At 64.8% G+C, this 18868-nt stretch carries 15 protein-coding genes, 1 tRNA gene, 2 rRNA genes and 1 pseudogene; 8 read left to right on the top strand and 11 right to left on the bottom strand.

Annotation, left to right across the window (positions count from 1 at the left end):
• Positions 1-11 precede the first annotated feature (11 nt).
• The 4 genes from ACW173_RS05970 to ACW173_RS05985 form a co-directional block, all read right to left on the bottom strand.
• A complete protein-coding gene (locus ACW173_RS05970) occupies positions 12-311 on the bottom strand; it encodes a hypothetical protein (protein WP_492083956.1) in 300 nt (99 codons plus the stop codon).
• A gap of 11 nt (positions 312-322) precedes the next feature.
• Entirely contained in the window at positions 323-847 is a 525-nt protein-coding gene (locus tag ACW173_RS05975; protein ID WP_492083957.1) for a hypothetical protein, read from the bottom strand.
• The gene (locus ACW173_RS05980) at positions 847-2394 is read right to left on the bottom strand and encodes a hypothetical protein (protein ID WP_492083958.1); all 1548 of its coding nucleotides are present in this window, start codon (positions 2392-2394) and stop codon (positions 847-849) included. The genes ACW173_RS05975 and ACW173_RS05980 overlap by 1 nt, the downstream gene beginning before the upstream one ends.
• A gap of 131 nt (positions 2395-2525) precedes the next feature.
• On the bottom strand, positions 2526-4226 hold the full coding sequence (locus ACW173_RS05985) for a hypothetical protein (RefSeq protein ID WP_492083959.1): 1701 nt from the start codon (positions 4224-4226) through the stop codon (positions 2526-2528).
• 317 nt (positions 4227-4543) lie between these two features.
• Here ACW173_RS05985 and chvI point away from each other — a divergent pair, with 317 nt between their 5' ends.
• From chvI to ACW173_RS06010, 5 genes are all read left to right on the top strand, one after another.
• A complete protein-coding gene (gene chvI / locus ACW173_RS05990; protein ID WP_492083960.1) occupies positions 4544-5257 on the top strand; it encodes a two-component response regulator ChvI in 714 nt (237 codons plus the stop codon).
• On the top strand, positions 5232-6851 hold the full coding sequence (chvG, locus tag ACW173_RS05995) for a two-component sensor histidine kinase ChvG (protein WP_492083961.1): 1620 nt from the start codon (positions 5232-5234) through the stop codon (positions 6849-6851). The genes chvI and chvG overlap by 26 nt, the downstream gene beginning before the upstream one ends.
• Positions 6848-7318 (top strand): HPr kinase/phosphorylase, encoded by a 471-nt coding sequence (locus ACW173_RS06000; protein WP_492083962.1) that lies wholly within the window; start codon positions 6848-6850, stop codon positions 7316-7318. Before chvG ends, ACW173_RS06000 begins: the two co-directional genes overlap by 4 nt.
• 75 nt (positions 7319-7393) lie before the next feature.
• Entirely contained in the window at positions 7394-7801 is a 408-nt protein-coding gene (locus ACW173_RS06005; protein WP_492083963.1) for a PTS sugar transporter subunit IIA, read from the top strand.
• A gap of 5 nt (positions 7802-7806) precedes the next feature.
• A complete protein-coding gene (locus ACW173_RS06010) occupies positions 7807-8076 on the top strand; it encodes an HPr family phosphocarrier protein (protein ID WP_492083964.1) in 270 nt (89 codons plus the stop codon).
• 3 nt (positions 8077-8079) lie between these two features.
• Here ACW173_RS06010 and ACW173_RS06015 read toward each other — a convergent pair whose 3' ends face one another.
• On the bottom strand, positions 8080-9180 hold the full coding sequence (locus ACW173_RS06015; protein WP_492083965.1) for a glycoside hydrolase family 43 protein: 1101 nt from the start codon (positions 9178-9180) through the stop codon (positions 8080-8082).
• A 184-nt stretch (positions 9181-9364) separates the two neighbouring features.
• Complete coding sequence (locus ACW173_RS06020) at positions 9365-9766, bottom strand: VOC family protein (RefSeq protein ID WP_492083966.1); 402 nt, start codon at positions 9764-9766, stop codon at positions 9365-9367.
• Between the two features lie 227 nt (positions 9767-9993).
• On the opposite strand from ACW173_RS06020, the gene ACW173_RS06025 reads away from it, so the two are divergent.
• Entirely contained in the window at positions 9994-11373 is a 1380-nt protein-coding gene (locus ACW173_RS06025; RefSeq protein WP_492085922.1) for a transposase, read from the top strand.
• Positions 11374-11651: 278 nt separating this feature from the next.
• Here ACW173_RS06025 and ACW173_RS06030 read toward each other — a convergent pair.
• A pseudogene (locus ACW173_RS06030) lies at positions 11652-11735 on the bottom strand (hypothetical protein); the annotation flags it as partial.
• A gap of 758 nt (positions 11736-12493) precedes the next feature.
• Between ACW173_RS06030 and ACW173_RS06035 the strand changes: the two are divergent.
• Entirely contained in the window at positions 12494-12796 is a 303-nt protein-coding gene (locus ACW173_RS06035) for a hypothetical protein (RefSeq protein WP_492083967.1), read from the top strand.
• Here the strand turns inward: ACW173_RS06035 and bioB are convergent.
• The gene (gene bioB, locus ACW173_RS06040) at positions 12780-13808 is read right to left on the bottom strand and encodes a biotin synthase BioB (protein ID WP_492083968.1); all 1029 of its coding nucleotides are present in this window, start codon (positions 13806-13808) and stop codon (positions 12780-12782) included. The genes ACW173_RS06035 and bioB overlap by 17 nt on opposite strands.
• A gap of 112 nt (positions 13809-13920) precedes the next feature.
• On the opposite strand from bioB, the gene ACW173_RS06045 reads away from it, so the two are divergent.
• Positions 13921-15402, top strand: a complete 1482-nt coding sequence (locus ACW173_RS06045) for a CYTH and CHAD domain-containing protein (protein WP_492083969.1) — start codon at positions 13921-13923, stop codon at positions 15400-15402.
• A gap of 76 nt (positions 15403-15478) precedes the next feature.
• Here ACW173_RS06045 and ACW173_RS06050 read toward each other — a convergent pair.
• The 3 genes from ACW173_RS06050 to ACW173_RS06060 all read right to left on the bottom strand — a co-directional run bounded on the left by ACW173_RS06050 (position 15479) and on the right by ACW173_RS06060 (position 18637).
• A tRNA-Met gene (locus tag ACW173_RS06050) sits at positions 15479-15555 on the bottom strand.
• A gap of 64 nt (positions 15556-15619) precedes the next feature.
• Positions 15620-15734: ribosomal RNA gene (rrf, locus tag ACW173_RS06055) — 5S ribosomal RNA — on the bottom strand.
• A gap of 114 nt (positions 15735-15848) precedes the next feature.
• A 23S ribosomal RNA gene (locus ACW173_RS06060) occupies positions 15849-18637 on the bottom strand.
• Positions 18638-18868 lie beyond the last annotated feature (231 nt).

The raw sequence follows: 18868 nt of genomic DNA on the forward strand, positions 1-18868 counted from the left end.
GCCGTCGAGCTCTAGCTGGCGAAGACCGATCGAAACGCGAGCAGCGCCGCGAAGATCTCGCTGACAGCGGCGGAGCGCTGCACGCTGCCGTTCAGCGTATCGACCGCATGTTGTAGGGTCGCGACCTCCTCGTCGGTTAGCTCATGCGCGGTCGGATCAGCCACCTCGGCGAGCAGCCGGGCGGACGCCGCGATGATCCGCTCGTTCACTTCCGCGATGACGACGGGGTCGGAGGGTTGCAGATCGAGCAGGTGGTTGCGCGCCGCGAACAGCGCCAACAGCATCTTTTGCAGGCGGCCAATTTCGTCCATGGGATCCCCCTCTAGGGCGCGGCGGGCTTGGCGCCGGCCTTGTCGTCGAGCGTTGCGAGCTGCTCGTTCACGTCGCCGGCATAACGGATCAGGAATTTCAGTTCGTCCTCGCGCCGCTTGGGCTGGGCCAGGCCGTCCACGCCTCTGGCCACCTTCGCCAGGGGCTGCACGGGCAACGAGACTTTCGGCGCCGCTGCGGCCGGGGCCTTGGCGACGGCCAGGCGGTCAGTCTCGGCGTGGGCTTGCGTGAGCAGGGCAGCCAGGGCGTCGCCGGTGCTGGGCGCGTCGAGCAGCTTCCACTCGGTCTGCCGCTGCCGCGCCGCGGCCTCCGCCGCATCGGCCCGTTCCAGATGTCCGGCCGAGCGCGACTGAACAGCGGCCTGATAGGCGCCCAGGTCGTCCTGCAGGCGCGAGAGATTGGCGCTGAGACTGGACACGTCCGCGCCGATCGTCTTGGCCGGCCCCCGGATCTCACCGGTCGCACAGGCCGAGAGCAGGACGGGCAAACCCATGAGGAGCACAAGGCGTCGTTTCATCAGTTCACTCCGATCGCGATGGCCTGCACGCCGATGGCCTGGAGGATCGCGGCGACCTCGGACACCTTGATGCCTGAAGCGCCATAATCCGCCAGCTCCTGCAGAGCGGCTTGCTGGACGCTGTAGCGGGCTCGGATCACCTGGTTTGTGACCCGCAGCTTGCGCATGTAGATTTCCTGGCTGACCCGGGCGTCGGCGATCCGCGCGGGCGCCCGACCGGTCGCCCAGGCCATGTTGTAGGCGCTGATCGCCCGGGCCGCCGACTGCCGCGCATCCAGCGGACAGGCCGGGTTGCGGACGAACTCGGCCAGGGACACTTGGGCTAGGGGACGCCTGACACAGCTGGTGTTGGCTGGAATGACGCCGAGCGCGTTGCGCGCCATGGCCAGATATTCGAGCTCACGCAAGGCCGCTTCGCGCTGCTCCTGAAGAAGCGAAACCTCGGCCTTGAGGGAATCCATCTGGACGGCGACCACCGCCTCGAGTCCCGTTTGGTGCGCCAGCGCGATGGTCAGCGCGGCCTGGCTCGGCGTCTTGTCGGCCTCGTCATAGCGGATGATCCCGGCGATGACGCCGGCGGCAGCGCGGTTGAGCTTTGCGGCCGCGGTGTCCTCGGATGAGCCCGTGGCCGCGATCACTTCACGCAGGTTGGTCTTGCGGAACTCGACAAGGGCCAGGGCCTTTCCGGGAGCCAGCCCGCCAACGCCCCGCAGGCCCGCTTCGTCGTCCAGCTTGGTGAGCAACTCGTCGAGCTTCTTCAGCTGCTCGGCGACCCGAGCCTGCGGCGTCGGCGCGGCCTTCGCTTGATCCAGCGCCGTCTTAGCCTTGGCCAGTTCTTCCTTGGCCGTCTTGCGCTCGGTCTCCTGATACTTCAGGTCTTTTGTCGCCTTGGCCAGTTGCCTAGTGACCTGCCCAAACTCACCCTTTCCAGTCTCCAGCGCCTTGACGGGTTGATTGTAGGTCGCCTCCGGCGCGCGGGCCAACGCGATGATCTGACACTGGGTGGAGACCTTGTCCTCGGACGAGCCCGGAGGAGGTGCTGCATGCGCCGATAGAAACCCGTCGCAGTCGACGAAGTCGTGACCACCGGCCCTTTCGTAGTCGCGCACCATATCCTTGAGGATCAGTTCCTGAGGCGCGAGCGTGGTCCGCAGGCCGATCAGGTTTTCGCGCCGGTTCAACCACGCGGCTGGATCGAGTTGAAAGCCCGTGCCGGCCAGCCAGTCGACACGCGTGGTGATCAGGAAGTCCAATCGGCCCGTTCCGCGGAATTGGGGATCGGCGCTGAGCAGTTCCGACAGGGCGCGTTCGTGATTGGCCGCGTCGACCTTGAGGATGTTCTCCAGTTCGCCGCGGTCCAGCGTTCCCTGCTGATCCATGACCGCCTGCATGGCGCCGGACACGTCGGCCGCCTTGTGCGCCGCCAGGAGGTCGGCGGTCGTCTTCTCGAGACTGGCGTCGTAAAGCTTCTGGGCCTGCGCACAGACAGGCGCGCACAGAAGCGCGATCGCACTCGCGGCGGCGAGCGCTCGTATCAGAACTTGCATGGAACGCCCCCGCCCGCGCGGTCACTACGCAGGATGGCGATAGTTATTCACACAATCCAGGCGGGCTCAATAGGGCGAACGATGTTATGCGATCTCCCGTCGGGACGGCGGGTCCGCTGTTGGCGACTGGCTTAAGCCGCCTGCCCCACCAGCGTCTTGATCAGGTCCATGGTCTGCGGCGACCCCGCCAGCTGTTCGCGAGAGCTCGGATCTCGCGCCAGTTTCAGCGCTTCCATGCGAGCCTTTTCGGCCACGGGGCCGCTGGGCCCGGCCTCGCCCAGGGCCAGTTTGGCCAGAAGCTGCAGGCGGTGGGGCAGCGGCGCGGGCGCGCGGACAAGCATGGTCAGGAGGCGGGAGTCGGCCTCGATCAGGGCGCCGATGTCGCCCAGCTTGGTGCAGAGCGGTTCGAAGTCCTCGCGGACCAGGCCCGAGCGGACCAGCTGGCGTTGCAGCCCGGCCAGCTGGCTGAGCTTGGCGACCGGGGAGTCGGGTCCTTGACGCAGTTCCTTCTCGAAACGCATGGCGCTGATGTTGGCGTTCAGCCAGCGGGCGGCGTTGCGTTTATTGACCGCGCCCATGACGTTCTCGGCCAGGCGGATCAGCATCTTGATCTCTTCGTGAGCCGAACGGTCACGGCCCAGCAGCGACTCGATGAAGTCGCCGTTCAAAAGGGTCTTGGAGCGGGTGGTGAAGGCGTTCTGGATGTCCTCGGCCTGGAGGATGCGGCCGGCGGCGGCGGTCAGGCTCATGGCCAGGGCCCGCAGGTATTCGATCTCCTGCTCGGCGTCGCTGGGCTTGAGGCGGCGCACGCCGTTCAGCTCGGTCAGCACGCGCTGGGCGATGGCCTTGCGCACGCTGGGGAACTCGTCGCGCGACAGCCAGTCGCCCAGGCGATAGGCCGTACCCGACAGCTCCGGCATGACGTGGCGGACGCTGTTCTCGATCTTGATCAGGGCCTCGACCGCGACGCCGCCGGTCAGGCGGGTCATGGCCGCCAGGGTGGCGCCCAGGTCCTCGTTGGTGGTGTCCAGCAGATCGGCCATGCCGGCGCGTGAGCCGATGATCTCCGACAGCGGTTGTTCGATGGCGGCCAGGGCGGCGACGCGGGCGCGCGGCTCCTGCGGCGCGGCGTCGGCCAGGTCCAGCAGACGGGCGATCTTGTCCGACCAGTTGGTGGCCACGGCGATCGAGGCGGCGACGCCGGCGCCCAGCAGGAAGGCGCGGTCCGGGTCGGCGACCAGGCGCTCGGCCGCCTTGGCGAAGCCTTCCTTGTCGAGGTCGGGCAGCGCGCCCTTCTTGAAAGCCTTGGTCAGGTTGGCGATCGTGCGCTCGACCAGCCCCTGGAAGTGGCGGATGACCTCGTGCACGGACTGGCCGCGCGCCTCGGCTTCCGGAATGGCGATCTTCTGCAGCGCGTGCTGCAGGTCGGTGCCGGACGCCTCGAGCTTCTCGACGAGATCGGGGCGGTGCAGCAGTTCGAACGGCGTGGCCTTGTGCCGGACCAGGAAGCCTTCCAGCAGGCGGCCGATCCGGTCACGGGCGTGGGCGGTGTAGAGGTCGGCCGGCTGCACGCACAGCGGATCGCGCTCCTCGACTTCCTTCTTCGGCTTGCCGCCGTCGACCATGCCCTTGGTGAAGATGGCGATCGACTTGTACTCGCCGGTGGCGTTGTCGAGGGTTTCCTTGCTGACCCGGACGGCGACGGCGCGGCCCTGTTCAAGGACGTCTTCGGCGACCTGGAGCGCATGCGCGCGGTTCTCGGAAGCGATCTCGAGCGTCCACTGCGCGCCGACTTTCCGCCGGACAAAAAGCTCGTAATGGACTTGGCTCATCTGCCGACCTGCTCCAGGAAACCTCACTATGGGTCTCAAGACCTTAAGGTCAGGTTGAAGGTTCAGGCCTGGCGCGGCCCCAATCGCGCCTTCCTGGGGCCGCAAAGCCCGGCGAGAAGCTGGGGAAAGCTTTACCGCTCAGCGCGTTGAAGCTGGATCGGTCGCTCTATAGGATCGACTGGTGAGCGTGGCGGCCGAAAGTGTAAGCGGTTTCGGCGTCTGTCACGCTCTAAAGTATAGATCGAGCCTGTTTATCCGGTTCTGATGCTTACATCAGAACCGGACAGGCTCGGAAGGCGAAGGACAAGATCGATTCAATGGCCGCCATCACCCTCATTGACGATGACGAGAACATCGTCGCCTCGGTCTCGCTGGCGCTGGAAAGCCACGGCCACGCGGTGAAGGCCTATTACGACGGGGCTTCCGGCCTGGAAGCCGTCGAGGCCAGCCCGCCCGACCTGGTGATCCTGGACGTCAAGATGCCGCGCATGGACGGCATGGAAGTGCTGCGCCGCCTGCGCCAGACGTCCGAGATCCCGGTGATCATGCTGACGTCCAAGGACGACGAGATCGACGAGATCCTCGGCTTCAACCTCGGCGCCGACGACTACATGCACAAGCCTTTCAGCCAGCGCCTGCTGCTGGAGCGGGTGAAGGCCGTGCTGCGCCGCGCCCGTCCGGAAGACGAAGAGGTCGGCGGGACCGCCGCGGCCGGGGCCGCCGGCTCCAAGGTCATGAAGCGCGGCAAGCTGACGCTCGATCCCGCCCGCCACGACAGCCTGTGGGACGGCCGTCCCGTGCGCCTGACCGTCACCGAGTTCCTGTTGCTGCAGGCCCTGGCCCAGCGTCCAGGCTTCGTGAAGAGCCGCGACAACCTGATGGACGCGGCCTACGACGATCAGGTCTATGTCGACGACCGCACGATCGACAGCCACATCAAGCGCATGCGCAAGAAGTTCCGTCAGGTCGATCCGGAATTCGACTCCATCGAGACCCTGTACGGCGTTGGCTATCGTTACCGCGAAGCCTGAGCCGGACTCCCGGAGCGGCGCCGGGCCTCGGCGCCGCTTCGCCTGGCCGCGCGGCTCGCGGCTCGGCCGGCTGATCATCACCCTGAACGTGCTGGCCCTGGCGATCGTGATCGTCGGGGCCTTGGTGCTGAACGAGCTGCGCAGCGGCCTGATCAACGCGCGGATCGACACCCTCACGACTCAGGGCGTCCTGATCGCCAAGGTCATCGACCAGGGAGCCACCCTGGGCGAGCCCGAGCCGATGCTGGATCCGATCCTGGCCAGCCAGATCCTGCAGGTGCTGTTCATTCCGAAGAACCAGCGAGCGCGCCTCTTTGACTCCGACGGCAAGACTCTGGCGGACTCGTTCGTGGTCGCCGACCGGGTGGACTGGAAGGTGCTGCCGCCGGCCCGCAAGCCGGGCGAAAAGCCGCCCGCCACGCATCTGAGCCCCGCCGCCCAGGCGCGCGCCGACCGCGCGCGCCAGGACCTGACCAACGAGATCGCCCGGGCCATGAAGGGCAAGATCGCCGCCGGCACGCGCATCGACGAGAGCGGCGAGCGGGTGGTGTCGGTCTCGATCCCGATCCAGCACGTCCGCGCGGTGCTGGGTGTCCTGACCCTTGAGGCCGGCGACGTCGACGAGATCATCTCGGCCGAGCGCAAGGCCCTGCTGCCGTTCATCATCGTGGCCATGGTCGCGATCGTGCTGTCCAGCGTGCTGCTGCACCGCCTGATCGCCGTGCCGGTGCTGCGCCTGGCTCGCGCCGCCGACCATGTCCGCCTGCAGGGCGCGCGCGCCATCTCGCTGCCCGACCTGTCCGAACGCCGCGACGAGCTGGGCGACCTGTCGCGCTCGCTGGAGGACATGACCCACTCGCTGTCCGAGCGCATGGACGGCATCGAGCGCTTCGCCGCCGACGTGGCCCACGAGATCAAGAACCCGCTGACCTCGATCCGTTCGGCCATCGAGACCCTGGACCTGGTCACCGACCCCGCCGCCCGGGCGCGGCTGCTGGCCATCCTGCAGAACGACGTCAACCGCCTGGACCGCCTGGTCACCGACATCTCCAACGCCTCGCGCCTGGACGCGGAGCTCTCACGCGAACACCCCAAGGCGCTGGACCTGACCAAGCTGCTGGTCGAGGTCGCCGCCCTGTACGAGGCCCAGCTGCGGCCGGGTCCCGCGCCCGGCAGCGTGCGGGTGCGCCTGAGCGTCGAGCCGACGCAGAAGACGCCGCTGATCCTGGCCCGCGAGACCCCGATCGGGCAGGTGTTCCGCAACCTGGTCGACAACGCCCGCTCGTTCAGTCCCGAGGACGGCGAGGTTCGGGTCACGCTGCTGCGTCCGCGCGGCAAGACCACCGTGGCGGTGATCGTCGACGACGACGGCCCCGGCATTCCGCCGGAAAACCTCGAGACCATCTTCGAGCGCTTCTACACTTCGCGCCCCAAGGGCCGGGCGTTCGGCGGCAATTCGGGCCTGGGCCTGTCGATCGCCCGCCAGATCGTCGAGGCGCACGGCGGCCAGATCCACGCCGAGAACCGCAAGGACGAGGCTGGCGCGGTGATCGGCGCGCGGTTCGTCGTCGAACTGCCGGAGGCCTACGCGTGATTCGGCCGGAGAGCCTCCCCGAGGTCCTCCCCGAGGTGCTCCATGGCGGCCTGATCGCCCACCGCCACGCCGGCTTCTGGCGTGGCGTCCTGATCGAGGGACCGTCGGGCGCCGGCAAGAGCGACCTGGCCCTGCGCGCCCTCGACGCCGGTTTCCGCCTGGTCGCCGACGACCGGGTGGTGGCCTTCACGTCCGGCGGCCGCCTGTGGGGCAAGGCCCACGAGACCCTGGCCGGCCTGCTCGAGATCCGGGGCCTGGGCGTCGCGCCGACCCCTGCCCTGGCCTTCTGCGAGATCGCGCTGCTGATCCGCTGCGTCGCCACGCCCGAGGCCGTCGAGCGCCTGCCGGATCCCCAGTCCGCGACGATCCTGGGCGTTTCCATCCCCGTCTTCGACCTGTGGCCGCGAGAACCCGCCGCCCTCGCGAAAGTCGGCCGCATGCTTCAGTCTCTTGGAGTCCCATCCTAACGGGCGTATCAAGACCGCCCGCGCGACGCTCTCCCGTCGTGAAGGGGAATGGGGATCCCGTTTGAGACACAAGGCATGATCGGGCTCGTGATCGTGACGCACGGGCGTCTGGCGGAAGAGTTCGTCTCCGCCATGGAACATGTCGTCGGCCCGCAGGCCGCCGTGAAGGCGATCTGCATCGGCCCCGAAGACGACATGGAACGTCGCCGTTCGGATATCCTGAAGGCTTGCGCCGAGGTCGACGCCGACGCCGACGGCGTCATCCTGCTGACCGACATGTTCGGCGGCACGCCCAGCAACTTGGCCATCTCGGTCATGGAGCAGACCAAGGCCGAGGTCATCGCCGGCCTGAACCTGCCCATGCTGATCAAGCTGGCCAGCGTGCGTCAGCACGAGACCCTGCAAGCCTGCGTCGCCCACGCCCAGGAGGCTGGACGCAAGTACATCTCCGTGGCCTCCTACGTGCTCGCCGGAGAAAAGTAGCGGGCATGACGTCAAGGACGGTCGAGATCATCAACGAGCGCGGCCTGCACGCCCGCGCCTCGGCCAAGTTCGTGAAGATGGCGTCCGGCTTCGACGCCGAGGTGACGGTCAGCCGCGAAGGCTCCTCCGTCGACGCCCGCTCGATCATGGGCCTGATGATGCTGGCCGCCGGCATCGGCTCGACCATCGACATCACCGCCGAGGGCCCCGAGGCCCAGGCGGCGCTCGAAGCGCTGTGCGAACTGGTCGAGAACCGGTTCGACGAGGAGCGGTAGGGCCTACTTCCCGCCAAACCACCCCTTCAACCGCTCCGCCTCCTCCGGCGTGATGGCGATCACCGCCCCGTGCTTGGGGCTCTCGAAGTTCGTCGCCTTCATCGGCGAGTCCGGCGCGTTGAAGCGGCCCAGGTTCCTGAAGTGGACGAAGTCGGTCGTCTCCGAGAAGCCCATGTTGTTCTTCGGCTTGGCTCCGAAGGCGTCGTACATCAGGACATAGGTCCCGGTCCCGTGACGGCGCCAGACATTGGGCGCCTCGGCGTGGACGGTCTCGGGATCGACCTTGGTCGGATCGAAGACGTAGCCGCCGGTCAGACGATCCGAGACCGCCTGGCGGATGTTCCCGGGCGCCTCGTCGGTCACGTAGAACATCCGGTACTTGCCCCCGACCTTGGTGATGTCGGCGTCGATCGCGGCCTTGCCCTTGGTCGGATAGTCGAACAGGCGCTTGGGGGTCGTGGTCAGGGTGGTGAAGGCCGGGTCGGCGTACGAATAAACCAGATAGGCCGGGTCGTCGTGGACGCGGGTGGTGTAGTAGACCATCAGCTTGCCGACCGCCGGATCCCAGATCAGCTCCGGGGCCCAGGCCGCGCTCAGGTCCTTCACCTCATCGAACAGGTCGTCGGGGGCCACGCGGGCGTGGGTCCAGTGGATGAGGTCGTACGACTTCATCAGGATCAGGTTCTTGTTGTTGCCCCAGCCCCACTCGGCCCGCGGACGCTCCCATTGCGTGGTCCTTAAGCCCTCGCGCTGGGCGTAGATGTGCAGGTCGGTCATGGCCAGATAGAAGGCGCCGTCCGGTCCGCGCAGGATGTAGGGGTCGCGCACGCCCTTCTGCTCGGCCAGTTGGGCCCCGGTGAAGATCGGCTCGCCGCCATTGACGTCGGTGAACGTGTAGCCGTCGGTAGACGTGGCGAAATAGACCGCGTGGGTCTCGTCCTTGAAGTAGACGAAAAGATAGGCCGTCCGCGCCTTGTCGGCGGGAACGGCGGCGGCGCGGCCGGCCAGCTTGTCGACCAGTTCGAGGGTCTTGGGCGCCGCCAGGGCGCCGCCGGCGAAGACCAGCAGAACGGCGGCGGCGGCCGTGGTCCAGAACCGTTTCATCGCCGCTTCCGCCCTGTTCATTTTGTCTGACTATTAGCCGGATCCAAGTCAAGGGCGGCGGTGTTTGTCAAGGACGAGGGGGCTGTGAGGCGCTCGGAGGAGGATCATGTCCCTAGCCACCGCCGAGAGCGGACATGCCAAAAGTCCGCTTTGGGTGGTGAGCGGGCTTTACCGTCCCGCTAAATCAGTCTGCTGGATCGGTCCGCCTTGGACGGGCTTCCCCAACGTCGATGCGATTGCCATCGAGGTCGGCGAAAACGAACGCTCTTTGCCCGTAGTCCTTATCCTGTAAGGATTTTATGATCCTGACGTCGGCCATCTGACAGACCGCGTACAGCGCGGCCACATCGTCCACTAGCATATGAAAACTGTTCACCGTGGTCGCTCGATGATCTCGCGACTGGCTGAGATGGATTTCGGCTCTATCCTTTTTCAGCACCATGAAGCCGACGGGATCCCCGTTCTCGAAGACCTTCGAAAATCCCAAAATACTCGAGTAGAAGGCATAAGCGGCTTGGATGTCGCGAACGGCTAAGCCCGGCGCGGCGCGGCCAAAAATGATATTGTGAATGTTGATTTCGGTCATCGATCTTGCCTGCGGTAGGCAGAGGCGGCGGTGCGCTTGCCCAATCGAGGAGCGGTGTCCCTTAGCCCATTTCCTTGGCACGTCGTCCCGCTTTTGAAAAGTCCGCGCCGACATCGAATGTCATGGGACGCATCGAATGTCCGACTAGGGTCGATTGTGTTGAAAAAGGCCGGTTGAAGCGGCGCCTCTGGCCTGATTCACTCCTGTTGAAGCAGGAGGTTTCGGCCATGATGGGCGAGCGTCGGATCGAGCAGCCGGCTCTGTTCTACGAGTTCTCGCTCGATGGGCACGTGCCCCAGGATCACCTGCTGCGCGCCATCGATCGGTTCGTCGATCTGGAAGGCGTGCGGGCCCATTTGGCGCCGTTCTACAGCGCGATCGGCAGGCCCTCGATCGATCCGGAGCTGATGATCCGGATGCTGCTGATCGGCTACTGCATGGGCGTGCGCTCCGAGCGCCGACTGTGCGAGGAGGTCCACCTCAACCTCGCCTACCGCTGGTTCTGCCGCTTGGGCCTGGACGGCGACGTGCCCGATCACTCCACCTTTTCCAAGAACCGCCACGGCCGCTTCCGTGACAGCGATCTGCTGCGAGAGCTGTTCGAGAGCGTGGTGCGCCGCTGCATGGCCGAGGGCCTGGTCGGTGGCGAGGGCTTCGCCGTTGACGCCAGTATCATCCGCGCCGACGCCAGCCGGCACAGAACCGCCGTCGACGGCGCCGCAGGCTTGCCGGCAGAGGCCGCCGGGCGGGCCGTCGAGGAGTATCTGGCGGTCCTGGACGACGCGGCCTTCGGCGCGGCCACGCCCGTCACCCCCAAGTATATCTCACTTTCGGATCCGGCTTCGCGATGGACCGCCGCCCAAGCCGGGCCGGCCAGCTTCGCCTACTGCACCAACTACCTGATCGACCTGGATCATGCGGTGATCGTCGATGTTGAGCCCTCGACGGCGGTCCGCCAGGGCGAGCTGGCCGCCTGTCGCACCATGATCGAGCGGGCCAACGACCGCCTTGGTCTCTATCCCGAGCGCCTGGCCGCCGACACCGCCTACGGCACGGCCGAGATGCTCGACTGGCTGGTCCATGATCAGGGCATCGAGCCCCACATTCCTGTCTTCGACAAATCCCAGCGCGATGACGGGACCTTCTCCCGAGCCGACTTCAGCTTCGACCACCAGGCCGACGCCTACACCTGTCCGGGCGGCAAGCTGCTCAAGTCCAGCCGGCGCGCCTTCAAGGTCCCTCGCAACAACGCTCCGGCCGACGACACCATCCGATATCGCGCCAGCACCCACGACTGTCAGCCATGCCCGCTCAAGGCGGCCTGCTGTCCCAAGCAGCCCTATCGAAAAGTGACCCGCTCGATCCACGAGGGCGCGCGCGACATGGCCCGCGACATCGCCAAGACCGACGCCTACATCACCTCCCGGCGCGAACGGAAAAAGGTCGAGATGCTCTTCGCCCACCTCAAGCGCATCGTCGGGCTCGATCGCCTCAGGTTACGAGGTCCCAACGGCGCCAAAGACGAGTTCCTCCTCGCCGCCACCGCCCAAAACCTCCGCAAACTCGCCAAGCTCGCCCAGCAGCAGCCTCAGGTCTCACCAGCCTGAGCGACAACAACTCTCAACGCTGCTCAGCGCTCGCCAGATCAGAGGCCTTTTTCAACAACATCGGTCGAAAGCCGACCTCCCGGTCGGTGCGATCCTTTCATCTCTTGGAGGCTGCGGCGTGCAGGACTGATCAGGTCAGTCAAGGACGGCTGCGCCGCCGCGGAGCGGCCGCCCGGAGGGCGGTCCTTGAGTGACCTGATCAGCCCTGCGATCGTCTCTCCGTGAGATTTAAGGAGGCTTCGGCCTTCGGGGGCCGAGCTTTCGAACACACTTCACCCGTCATCCCGCGCCTTGTGCGCGGGACCCATTTGTCCGCCGCACGGGCGGAGCGAGGCTTTTCTCTCACGCGGAAGCTGAACCATGGGTCCCGCGCACAAGGCGCGGGATGACGGAGGATGGTGGCGCGAGGGCGTTGGCTCGGCGCCGGCGCGGCGGCCTCGGGTGCAACCTCTCACCCTCCCACGCCGAAGGCGTGGGCCCCTCCCTCTCTCTCAGAGAGAGGGATTCATGGGGATTGGGCCGCCTCCATCCTCGGAATTCGCGAGATCGAACCCAGCGAAATCAAGCGCTTGTCGATTTTACACGTCGCTGAATGATCCGCGTTCAGAACCACCCCCATACTCATAGCCATCCCCGTCGCGGGGGAGGGCGTTTGGATCCGGCCCAATACGGCGGCGGGGGTAGGTTGAGCGGGGCCGCTGGCGGTTCCTGGAGGCTCGAAAGTCGCTCCATCCGTACTCTTTAGGCGGATCGGCTGGCGAACGGGCAGTCTCCGGGATCAAGGCCGACAGCGGAGCGACAGGGCGGTGATCGTACAAACCGCCTATCGTGGATCGCCGAGCTGGAGACGGATTGAGCCGATCCAGTTGGTCCACGCCCGTCCGGGGGCTCTTGGGGACCCGAGCTGAAATACGCTCACGCCTCCCGTCCTCACGGAAAAAACAGCCTGGCGGAGCGGTCGACGAGCCGAAACGCAAAACAAAACCTCACGGTCTCCGGGTTCGCCCGGCCGCTCCGCCGCCTCCCCACACCCACTCGCGGCCGATCCGGCGCGAGGTCGATCAATCACGTTCCCTCCCGTTGGCGGATGGGGGAAGGGAGCGGAAAGAGAGAAGCTCCGATGACCCAATCCCTGATCCTCGCCCGTCACGAGCGCATGTTCGGCAAGGGACGGCGCCGCAAACGTCGCTTGGCGAATAGCGACGACATCTGGCTAGGCCTGATCGATCGCGTGATGACGATCCTGGACGAGGCCGAGCACGACATGCGCGCGATGACCCAAGACTATCCGCCCCACATCCTGGCCGAATATCTAGCGGGCGCGGCCGAAACGCGACGCGAGCTCGAAGCCCAGCGTCGCGATATTCTGCTGAACCCGATGCCCAGGAAGCGCGAGAAAGAGAACCTTACTCGGCCGCGATGACGTCGTGCGTATGCGCCTTGGCCTGGACCGGGACCTGGCCGCCCATCGGCCGCAGGTCCAGGTCCTGGAACAGCCTTGAGTCCTCGTCCATGCCCGGCAGCGGCGTGGTCAAGAGCTTGCCGCCAACGAAGATCGAGTTGGCGCCGGCCATGAAGCACAGGGCCTGCAGCTCGCGGCTCATGCCCTCGCGGCCGGCCGACAGGCGGACCATGGACTTGGGGCAGACGATGCGCGCGACGGCGATGGTGCGGATGAACTCGATGGAATCGATGGCCTTGCCCTCGGCCAGAACCTTGTCCCCCAGCGGCGTGCCGCTGACCGGCACCAGGCCGTTGATCGGCAGGCTGTCGGGGTGGGCCGGCAGGGTGGCCAGCTGGTGCAGCAGGCCGGCGCGGTCGCGGCGCTGCTCGCCCATGCCGACGATGCCGCCGCAGCAGGTGCTCATGCCCGCGTCGCGGACGTGGGCCAGGGTGTCGAGGCGCTCCTGGTAGGTGCGCGTGGTCACGACGTCCTTGTAATAGTCCGGACCGGTGTCGAGGTTGTGGTTGTAGTAGTCGAGGCCGGCCGCCTTGAGGGCCTTGGCCTGGTCGGCCGTCAGCATGCCCAGGGTGGCGCAGGTCTCCATGCCCATGGCCTTAACCTCGCCGATCATCGAGGCCAGCTTGGGCAGGTCGCGATCCTTCAGCTCGCGCCAGGCCGCGCCCATGCAGAAGCGCTGGGCCCCGCCGTCGCGCGCCGCGCGGGCCTTGGCCACCACGTCCTCGGTGGCCATCAGCTTCTCGGCCTTCAGGCCGGTCTTGAAGTGGGCGGATTGGCTGCAATAGCCGCAATTTTCGGCGCAGCCGCCGGTCTTGACCGACAACAGTTGCGACAGCTGCATCTCGGAGGGATCGAACCATGCGCGGTGCACGTTGGCCGCTTGGAAGACCAGCTCCATGAAGGGGAGCTCGAACAGGGCCTCGACTTGAGCGAGGGTCCAGTCGTGGCGGGGGGCGGCGTTGATTTGGCTCATGGCGCGCACGTTTGGACCCGGACATGACGCTTGGCAAGACTTGGGGGCAAGACTTGGGGGCAAGACTTGGGCTAGAGGTGTGGCGCGAGACGGGGCTCTGGAGTTGGTCGCTATGGATCGCGAGATCGAGCTGAAGTTCCTGATCCCGCCGGAAGCGGCGGCCCTGGCCCTGGCCCAGCTGAAGGGCGAAGGCGCGGTGCGGCAGCTGGACGCCACCTATTTCGACACCCGCGACCACGCCTTGCGCAAGGCGGGCTTTGGCCTGCGCGTGCGCGACGGCGAGGGCGGTCGCAAGCAGACCCTGAAATCGGCCTCCGCCGGGGGCGTGTTCTCGCGCGGCGAATGGGAAGAGAAAATCGTCGGGCCGGGCCCCGATCGCGACGCCCTGGCCCGCACCCCGGCCGCCGCCATGCTGGATGGCGAGGATCTCTCGCCCGTCTTCACCACCCGCGTCGAGCGGACGGTGCGGATCGTGCATGTCGGCGAGGCGGTGATCGAGGCCGCCCTGGATCGCGGCGAACTCAGCGCCGACGGCCGGCGCGCGCCGGTCTGCGAGCTGGAGCTGGAGCTGAAGTCCGGAGAGCCCGGGGCGCTGTTCGACCTGGCGCGGCAATTGTCCAAGCGCGTGCCGCTGCGGCTGTCGCTGATCAGCAAGGCCGAGCGCGGCTACGGCCTGGCCGCTGGTCCCGACGAGCCCGCCCCACGCCGTCAGGCCACGCCCCTCGATCCCAAGGCGACGGTCGCCGAGGCGCTGCAGGCGCTGGGTCAGGCCGGCCTGACCCACCTGTGCGCGGGCCTGGAAGCCTTGCGCGAAGGGCCCGAGCCCGACGCCGTGCACCAGGCGCGGGTCGCGACCCGCCGACTGCGGGCGCTGTTGAAGGTCTTCAAGCCCCTGACCGGCGACGAGGCCGCCCAGCGCCTGGACGAAGAGCTGGACTGGCTGGCGGGAGAGTTCGACGCGGCCCGCGATCTCGACGTCTTTGTCGGCGACGTGTGGGCCAAGCAGGCCGCCGGCGTCAGCTTCGCCGGCCGCGACGCCTTCGAGCGGGGCCTGAAGGCCGCTCACGCCAACGCCTATCTGCGCATGGAAGCGGCGCTGGAAAGCCCGCGCACGCGCGAGGTGTTGCTGGAGGCCGCGGCCTGGCTGGAAGCCGGCCCCTGGTCGACCGACCCGGCGCTGGCGGACCTGCGCGACGGCCGCGCCGCCGCCTTCGCCGCCCAGGTCCTCGCCCATCGGCGCAAGCAGGTGAAGACACGCGCCAAGCGCTTCGGCGACCTCGACGCCCATGCGCGCCACAAACTGCGGCTCAAGGGCAAGACCCTGCGTTATGCCGCCGAGGACCTCGCGCCGTTGTTCCCCGAGCATCCGAAACGCGCCGCGCTTTTCATCGAGGCTTCCAAGGCCGTGCAGGATCTCCTGGGCGACCTGAACGATCGCAACGTCCGCCAGGCCCTGATCGAGGCCGCGACCCACGGCGACGGGACCCTGGCCCGCGACGCCGCCCGGGTTATTCTGGCCGACGACGAAGACGAACTACTGAAGGCTGCCGGCAAGGCGCTGGATGACCTGCTGGACGCCAAGCCGTTCTGGTGACGCTGACGTGTGACGAGAAATTGGGGTCCAGAAACGAAAAAAGCCGCCCGAAGGCGGCTGTTTTCTAGAAGACCCTTGGGTGCGGGGACAGGATTTGAACCTGTGACCTTCAGGTTATGAGCCTGACGAGCTACCGGGCTGCTCCACCCCGCGTCAGGGTGTTTTGAGATTGTGGGCAGGGTTTTGGACTTAAGCTTGGAGGATATCCTTTTGGCGGACCTGGCGGCGACCTACTCTCCCGCGCCTTGAGACGAAGTACCATTGGCCCAGGGGGACTTAACGACCGAGTTCGGAATGGGATCGGGTGGGGAACCCCCGGCAAAGCCACCAGGTCAGCGAAAAGGATATCACTCTTCCCTTCGGGCTTGCGCCCGTTGGGGGAGGATTGTGAAGAAGACATCAGTGTCTGAAGTAGAGCCATGCGCTTGCATGGGTTTGACTGAAGAACGATCAAGCCTATCGAGCTATTAGTACCGGTAAGCTCCATGCGTCGCCGCACTTCCACACCCGGCCTATCAACGTGGTGGTCTTCCACGGCTCTCAGCGAGACCTTGTTTTGAGGTTAGTTTCCCGCTTAGATGCTTTCAGCGGTTATCTATTCCACACTTAGCTACCCTGCTGCACAGCTGGCGCCATGACAGGTCCACCAGAGGTGTGTCCATCCCGGTCCTCTCGTACTAGGGACAGATCCTCTCAAGTCTCGTACACCCACGGCAGATAGGGACCAAACTGTCTCACGACGTTCTGAACCCAGCTCACGTACCACTTTAATCGGCGAACAGCCGAACCCTTGGGACCTGCTCCAGCCCCAGGATGTGATGAGCCGACATCGAGGTGCCAAACTTTGCCGTCGATATGGACTCTTGGGCAAAATCAGCCTGTTATCCCTAGAGTACCTTTTATTCGTTGAGCGATGGCCCTTCCACGCAGGACCACCGGATCACTATGGCCGACTTTCGTCTCTGCTCGACTTGTCAGTCTCGCAGTCAGGCGGGCTTATGCCATTGCACTCGACGACCGATTTCCGACCGGTCTGAGCCCACCATCGCGCGCCTCCGTTACACTTTGGGAGGCGACCGCCCCAGTCAAACTGCCCGCCACGCCATGTCCCGGACCCGGATAACGGGCCGCGGTTAGACGTCAGCAACAATAAGGGTGGTATTTCAAGGATGGCTCCCCCGGAACTGGCGCCCCGGATTCATAGCCTCCCACCTATCCTACACATGTTGCTGCTAACGCCAAGGCGAAGCTGCAGTAAAGGTTCATAGGGTCTTTCCGTCTGACCGCGGGAACCCCGCATCTTCACGGGGAATTCAATTTCGCTGAGCCTGTGCTGGAGACAGTGGGGAAGTCGTTACGCCATTCGTGCAGGTCGGAACTTACCCGACAAGGAATTTCGCTACCTTAGGACCGTTATAGTTACGGCCGCCGTTTACCTGGGCTTCAATTCAGAGCTTGCACCCCTCCTTTTAACCTTCAGGCACCGGGCAGGCGTCAGACCCTATACGTCGCCTTGCGGCTTCGCAGAGCCCTGTGTTTTTGATAAACAGTCGCTACCCCCTGGCTTGTGCCACTCTCATCTGGTTGCCCAAAAGAGAGTCACGCTTATCCCGAAGTTACGCGTGCAATTTGCCGAGTTCCTTCAGCACAGTTCTCTCAAGCGCCTTGGTATACTCTACCTGCCCACCTGTGTCGGTTTCGGGTACGGTCTCCGTTGGAGTTATTTCCAGGGACCTGTTCACTGCCAGGAGCAATCCAATAAGCCCTGACAATTTACCAGATCCGTCACTTCCAACTGGTTCAGGAATATTCACCTGATTCCCATCGACTACGCCTTTCGGCCTCGCCTTAGGGGCCGACTAACCCTGCGCAGATTAGCTTTACGCAGGAACCCTTGGGCTTTCGGCGAGAGGGTCTCTCACCCTCTTTATCGCTACTCATGTCAGCATTCTCACTTCCGATACCTCCAGCAAGGCTCACGCCTCACCTTCATCGGCTTACGGAACGCTCCGCTACCGCGTGCACAGAGTGCACACCCATACCTTCGGCGTCTGGCTTGAGCCCCGTTACATTTTCCGCGCAGGTTCGCTTGACCAGTGAGCTGTTACGCTTTCTTTAAATGATGGCTGCTTCTAAGCCAACATCCTGGTTGTCAAAGCAAACCCACATCGTTTCCCACTTAGCCAGAACTTGGGGGCCTTAGATGATGGTTAGGGTTGTTTCCCTTTTCACGACGGACGTTAGCACCCGCCGTGTGTCTCCCGGATAGTTCTCTTGGGTATTCGGAGTTTGATTAGAATTGGTACAGCTCGCGCCGCCCGCATCCATTCAGTGCTCTACCCCCCAAGGAATACGTCCGAGGCACTACCTAAATAGTTTTCGCGGAGAACCAGCTATGTCCAGGTTTGATTGGCCTTTCACCCCTATCCACAAGTCATCCGAGAATTTTTCAACATTCACCGGTTCGGTCCTCCAGTAAGTGTTACCTTACCTTCAACCTGCTCATGGATAGATCACCTGGTTTCGGGTCGTCATGCGACGTACTTATTCGCCCTATTCAGACTCGCTTTCGCTGCGCCTACACCTAACGGCTTAAGCTTGCACGGCACATGAAGTCGCTGACCCATTATACAAAAGGTACGCCGTCACCACGCGCGGTGGCTCCGACTGCTTGTAGGCTTCCGATTTCAGGATCTGTTTCACTCCCCTTGTCGGGGTGCTTTTCACCTTTCCCTCACGGTACTTGTTCGCTATCGGTCATTGAGGAGTACTTAGGCTTGGAGGGTGGTCCCCCCATGTTCAGACAGGATTTCACGTGTCCCGCCCTACTCGAGTCTGTCGCTATTTGACGCTTACGGGGCTATCACCCACTATGGCTGTGTTTCCCAACACATTCAGCTTTATGTCACGACAGCACTGGCCTGGTCCCGGTTCGCTCGCCACTACTACGGGAGTCTCGGTTGATGTCCTTTCCTCCGGGTACTGAGATGTTTCAGTTCCCCGGGTTTGCTTAATGGAGCCTATGTATTCAGCCCATTATACCTCTTCTGATCAACCAATCCTGGCCCCAGCCGAAGCTGAGACTAAGTTGGGTGACCATAAAGGTGGGTTTCCCCATTCGGAGATAGCCGGATCAAAGGGTGCTCGCGCCTCCCCGGCTCTTATCGCAGCGTGCCACGTCCTTCATCGCCTCTCAATGCCAAGGCATCCGTCAGAAGCCCTTATGCGCTTGATCGTTCTCAGCAAAACCCATGCGTTTCGAGACCTAGCCGCGTCACGCGGGAAGGTCTCGAGCATGAGCTCTACCTTTAGTCAGACAATGATGTCTTCTTAAGTCCATCCTTGAACCAGGTCCGTATCCCAGGGGTGAGCTACGGTTGGCGGAGGAACCCTGCCTTCACAATGTCATTTCGCATCGGCTCGAAAGCCGCTGCAAACTTGATCATTCCTCGATCGCGACTTTGTT

The sequence above is a fragment of the Caulobacter sp. ALps2 genome (assembly GCF_058681635.1).

What these genes read in the sequence shown, in the direction of transcription:
- ACW173_RS05970 (WP_492083956.1), bottom strand. Translation starts at nt 311, where the DNA reads ATGGACGAAATTGGCCGCCTGCAAAAGATGCTGTTGGCGCTGTTCGCG.
- ACW173_RS05975 (WP_492083957.1), bottom strand. Translation starts at nt 847, where the DNA reads ATGAAACGACGCCTTGTGCTCCTCATGGGTTTGCCCGTCCTGCTCTCG.
- ACW173_RS05980 (WP_492083958.1), bottom strand. Translation starts at nt 2,394, where the DNA reads ATGCAAGTTCTGATACGAGCGCTCGCCGCCGCGAGTGCGATCGCGCTT.
- ACW173_RS05985 (WP_492083959.1), bottom strand. Translation starts at nt 4,226, where the DNA reads ATGAGCCAAGTCCATTACGAGCTTTTTGTCCGGCGGAAAGTCGGCGCG.
- chvI (WP_492083960.1), top strand. Translation starts at nt 4,544, where the DNA reads ATGGCCGCCATCACCCTCATTGACGATGACGAGAACATCGTCGCCTCG.
- ACW173_RS06005 (WP_492083963.1), top strand. Translation starts at nt 7,394, where the DNA reads ATGATCGGGCTCGTGATCGTGACGCACGGGCGTCTGGCGGAAGAGTTC.
- ACW173_RS06010 (WP_492083964.1), top strand. Translation starts at nt 7,807, where the DNA reads ATGACGTCAAGGACGGTCGAGATCATCAACGAGCGCGGCCTGCACGCC.
- ACW173_RS06015 (WP_492083965.1), bottom strand. Translation starts at nt 9,180, where the DNA reads ATGAAACGGTTCTGGACCACGGCCGCCGCCGCCGTTCTGCTGGTCTTC.
- ACW173_RS06020 (WP_492083966.1), bottom strand. Translation starts at nt 9,766, where the DNA reads ATGACCGAAATCAACATTCACAATATCATTTTTGGCCGCGCCGCGCCG.
- ACW173_RS06025 (WP_492085922.1), top strand. Translation starts at nt 9,994, where the DNA reads ATGATGGGCGAGCGTCGGATCGAGCAGCCGGCTCTGTTCTACGAGTTC.
- ACW173_RS06035 (WP_492083967.1), top strand. Translation starts at nt 12,494, where the DNA reads ATGACCCAATCCCTGATCCTCGCCCGTCACGAGCGCATGTTCGGCAAG.
- bioB (WP_492083968.1), bottom strand. Translation starts at nt 13,808, where the DNA reads ATGAGCCAAATCAACGCCGCCCCCCGCCACGACTGGACCCTCGCTCAA.
- ACW173_RS06045 (WP_492083969.1), top strand. Translation starts at nt 13,921, where the DNA reads ATGGATCGCGAGATCGAGCTGAAGTTCCTGATCCCGCCGGAAGCGGCG.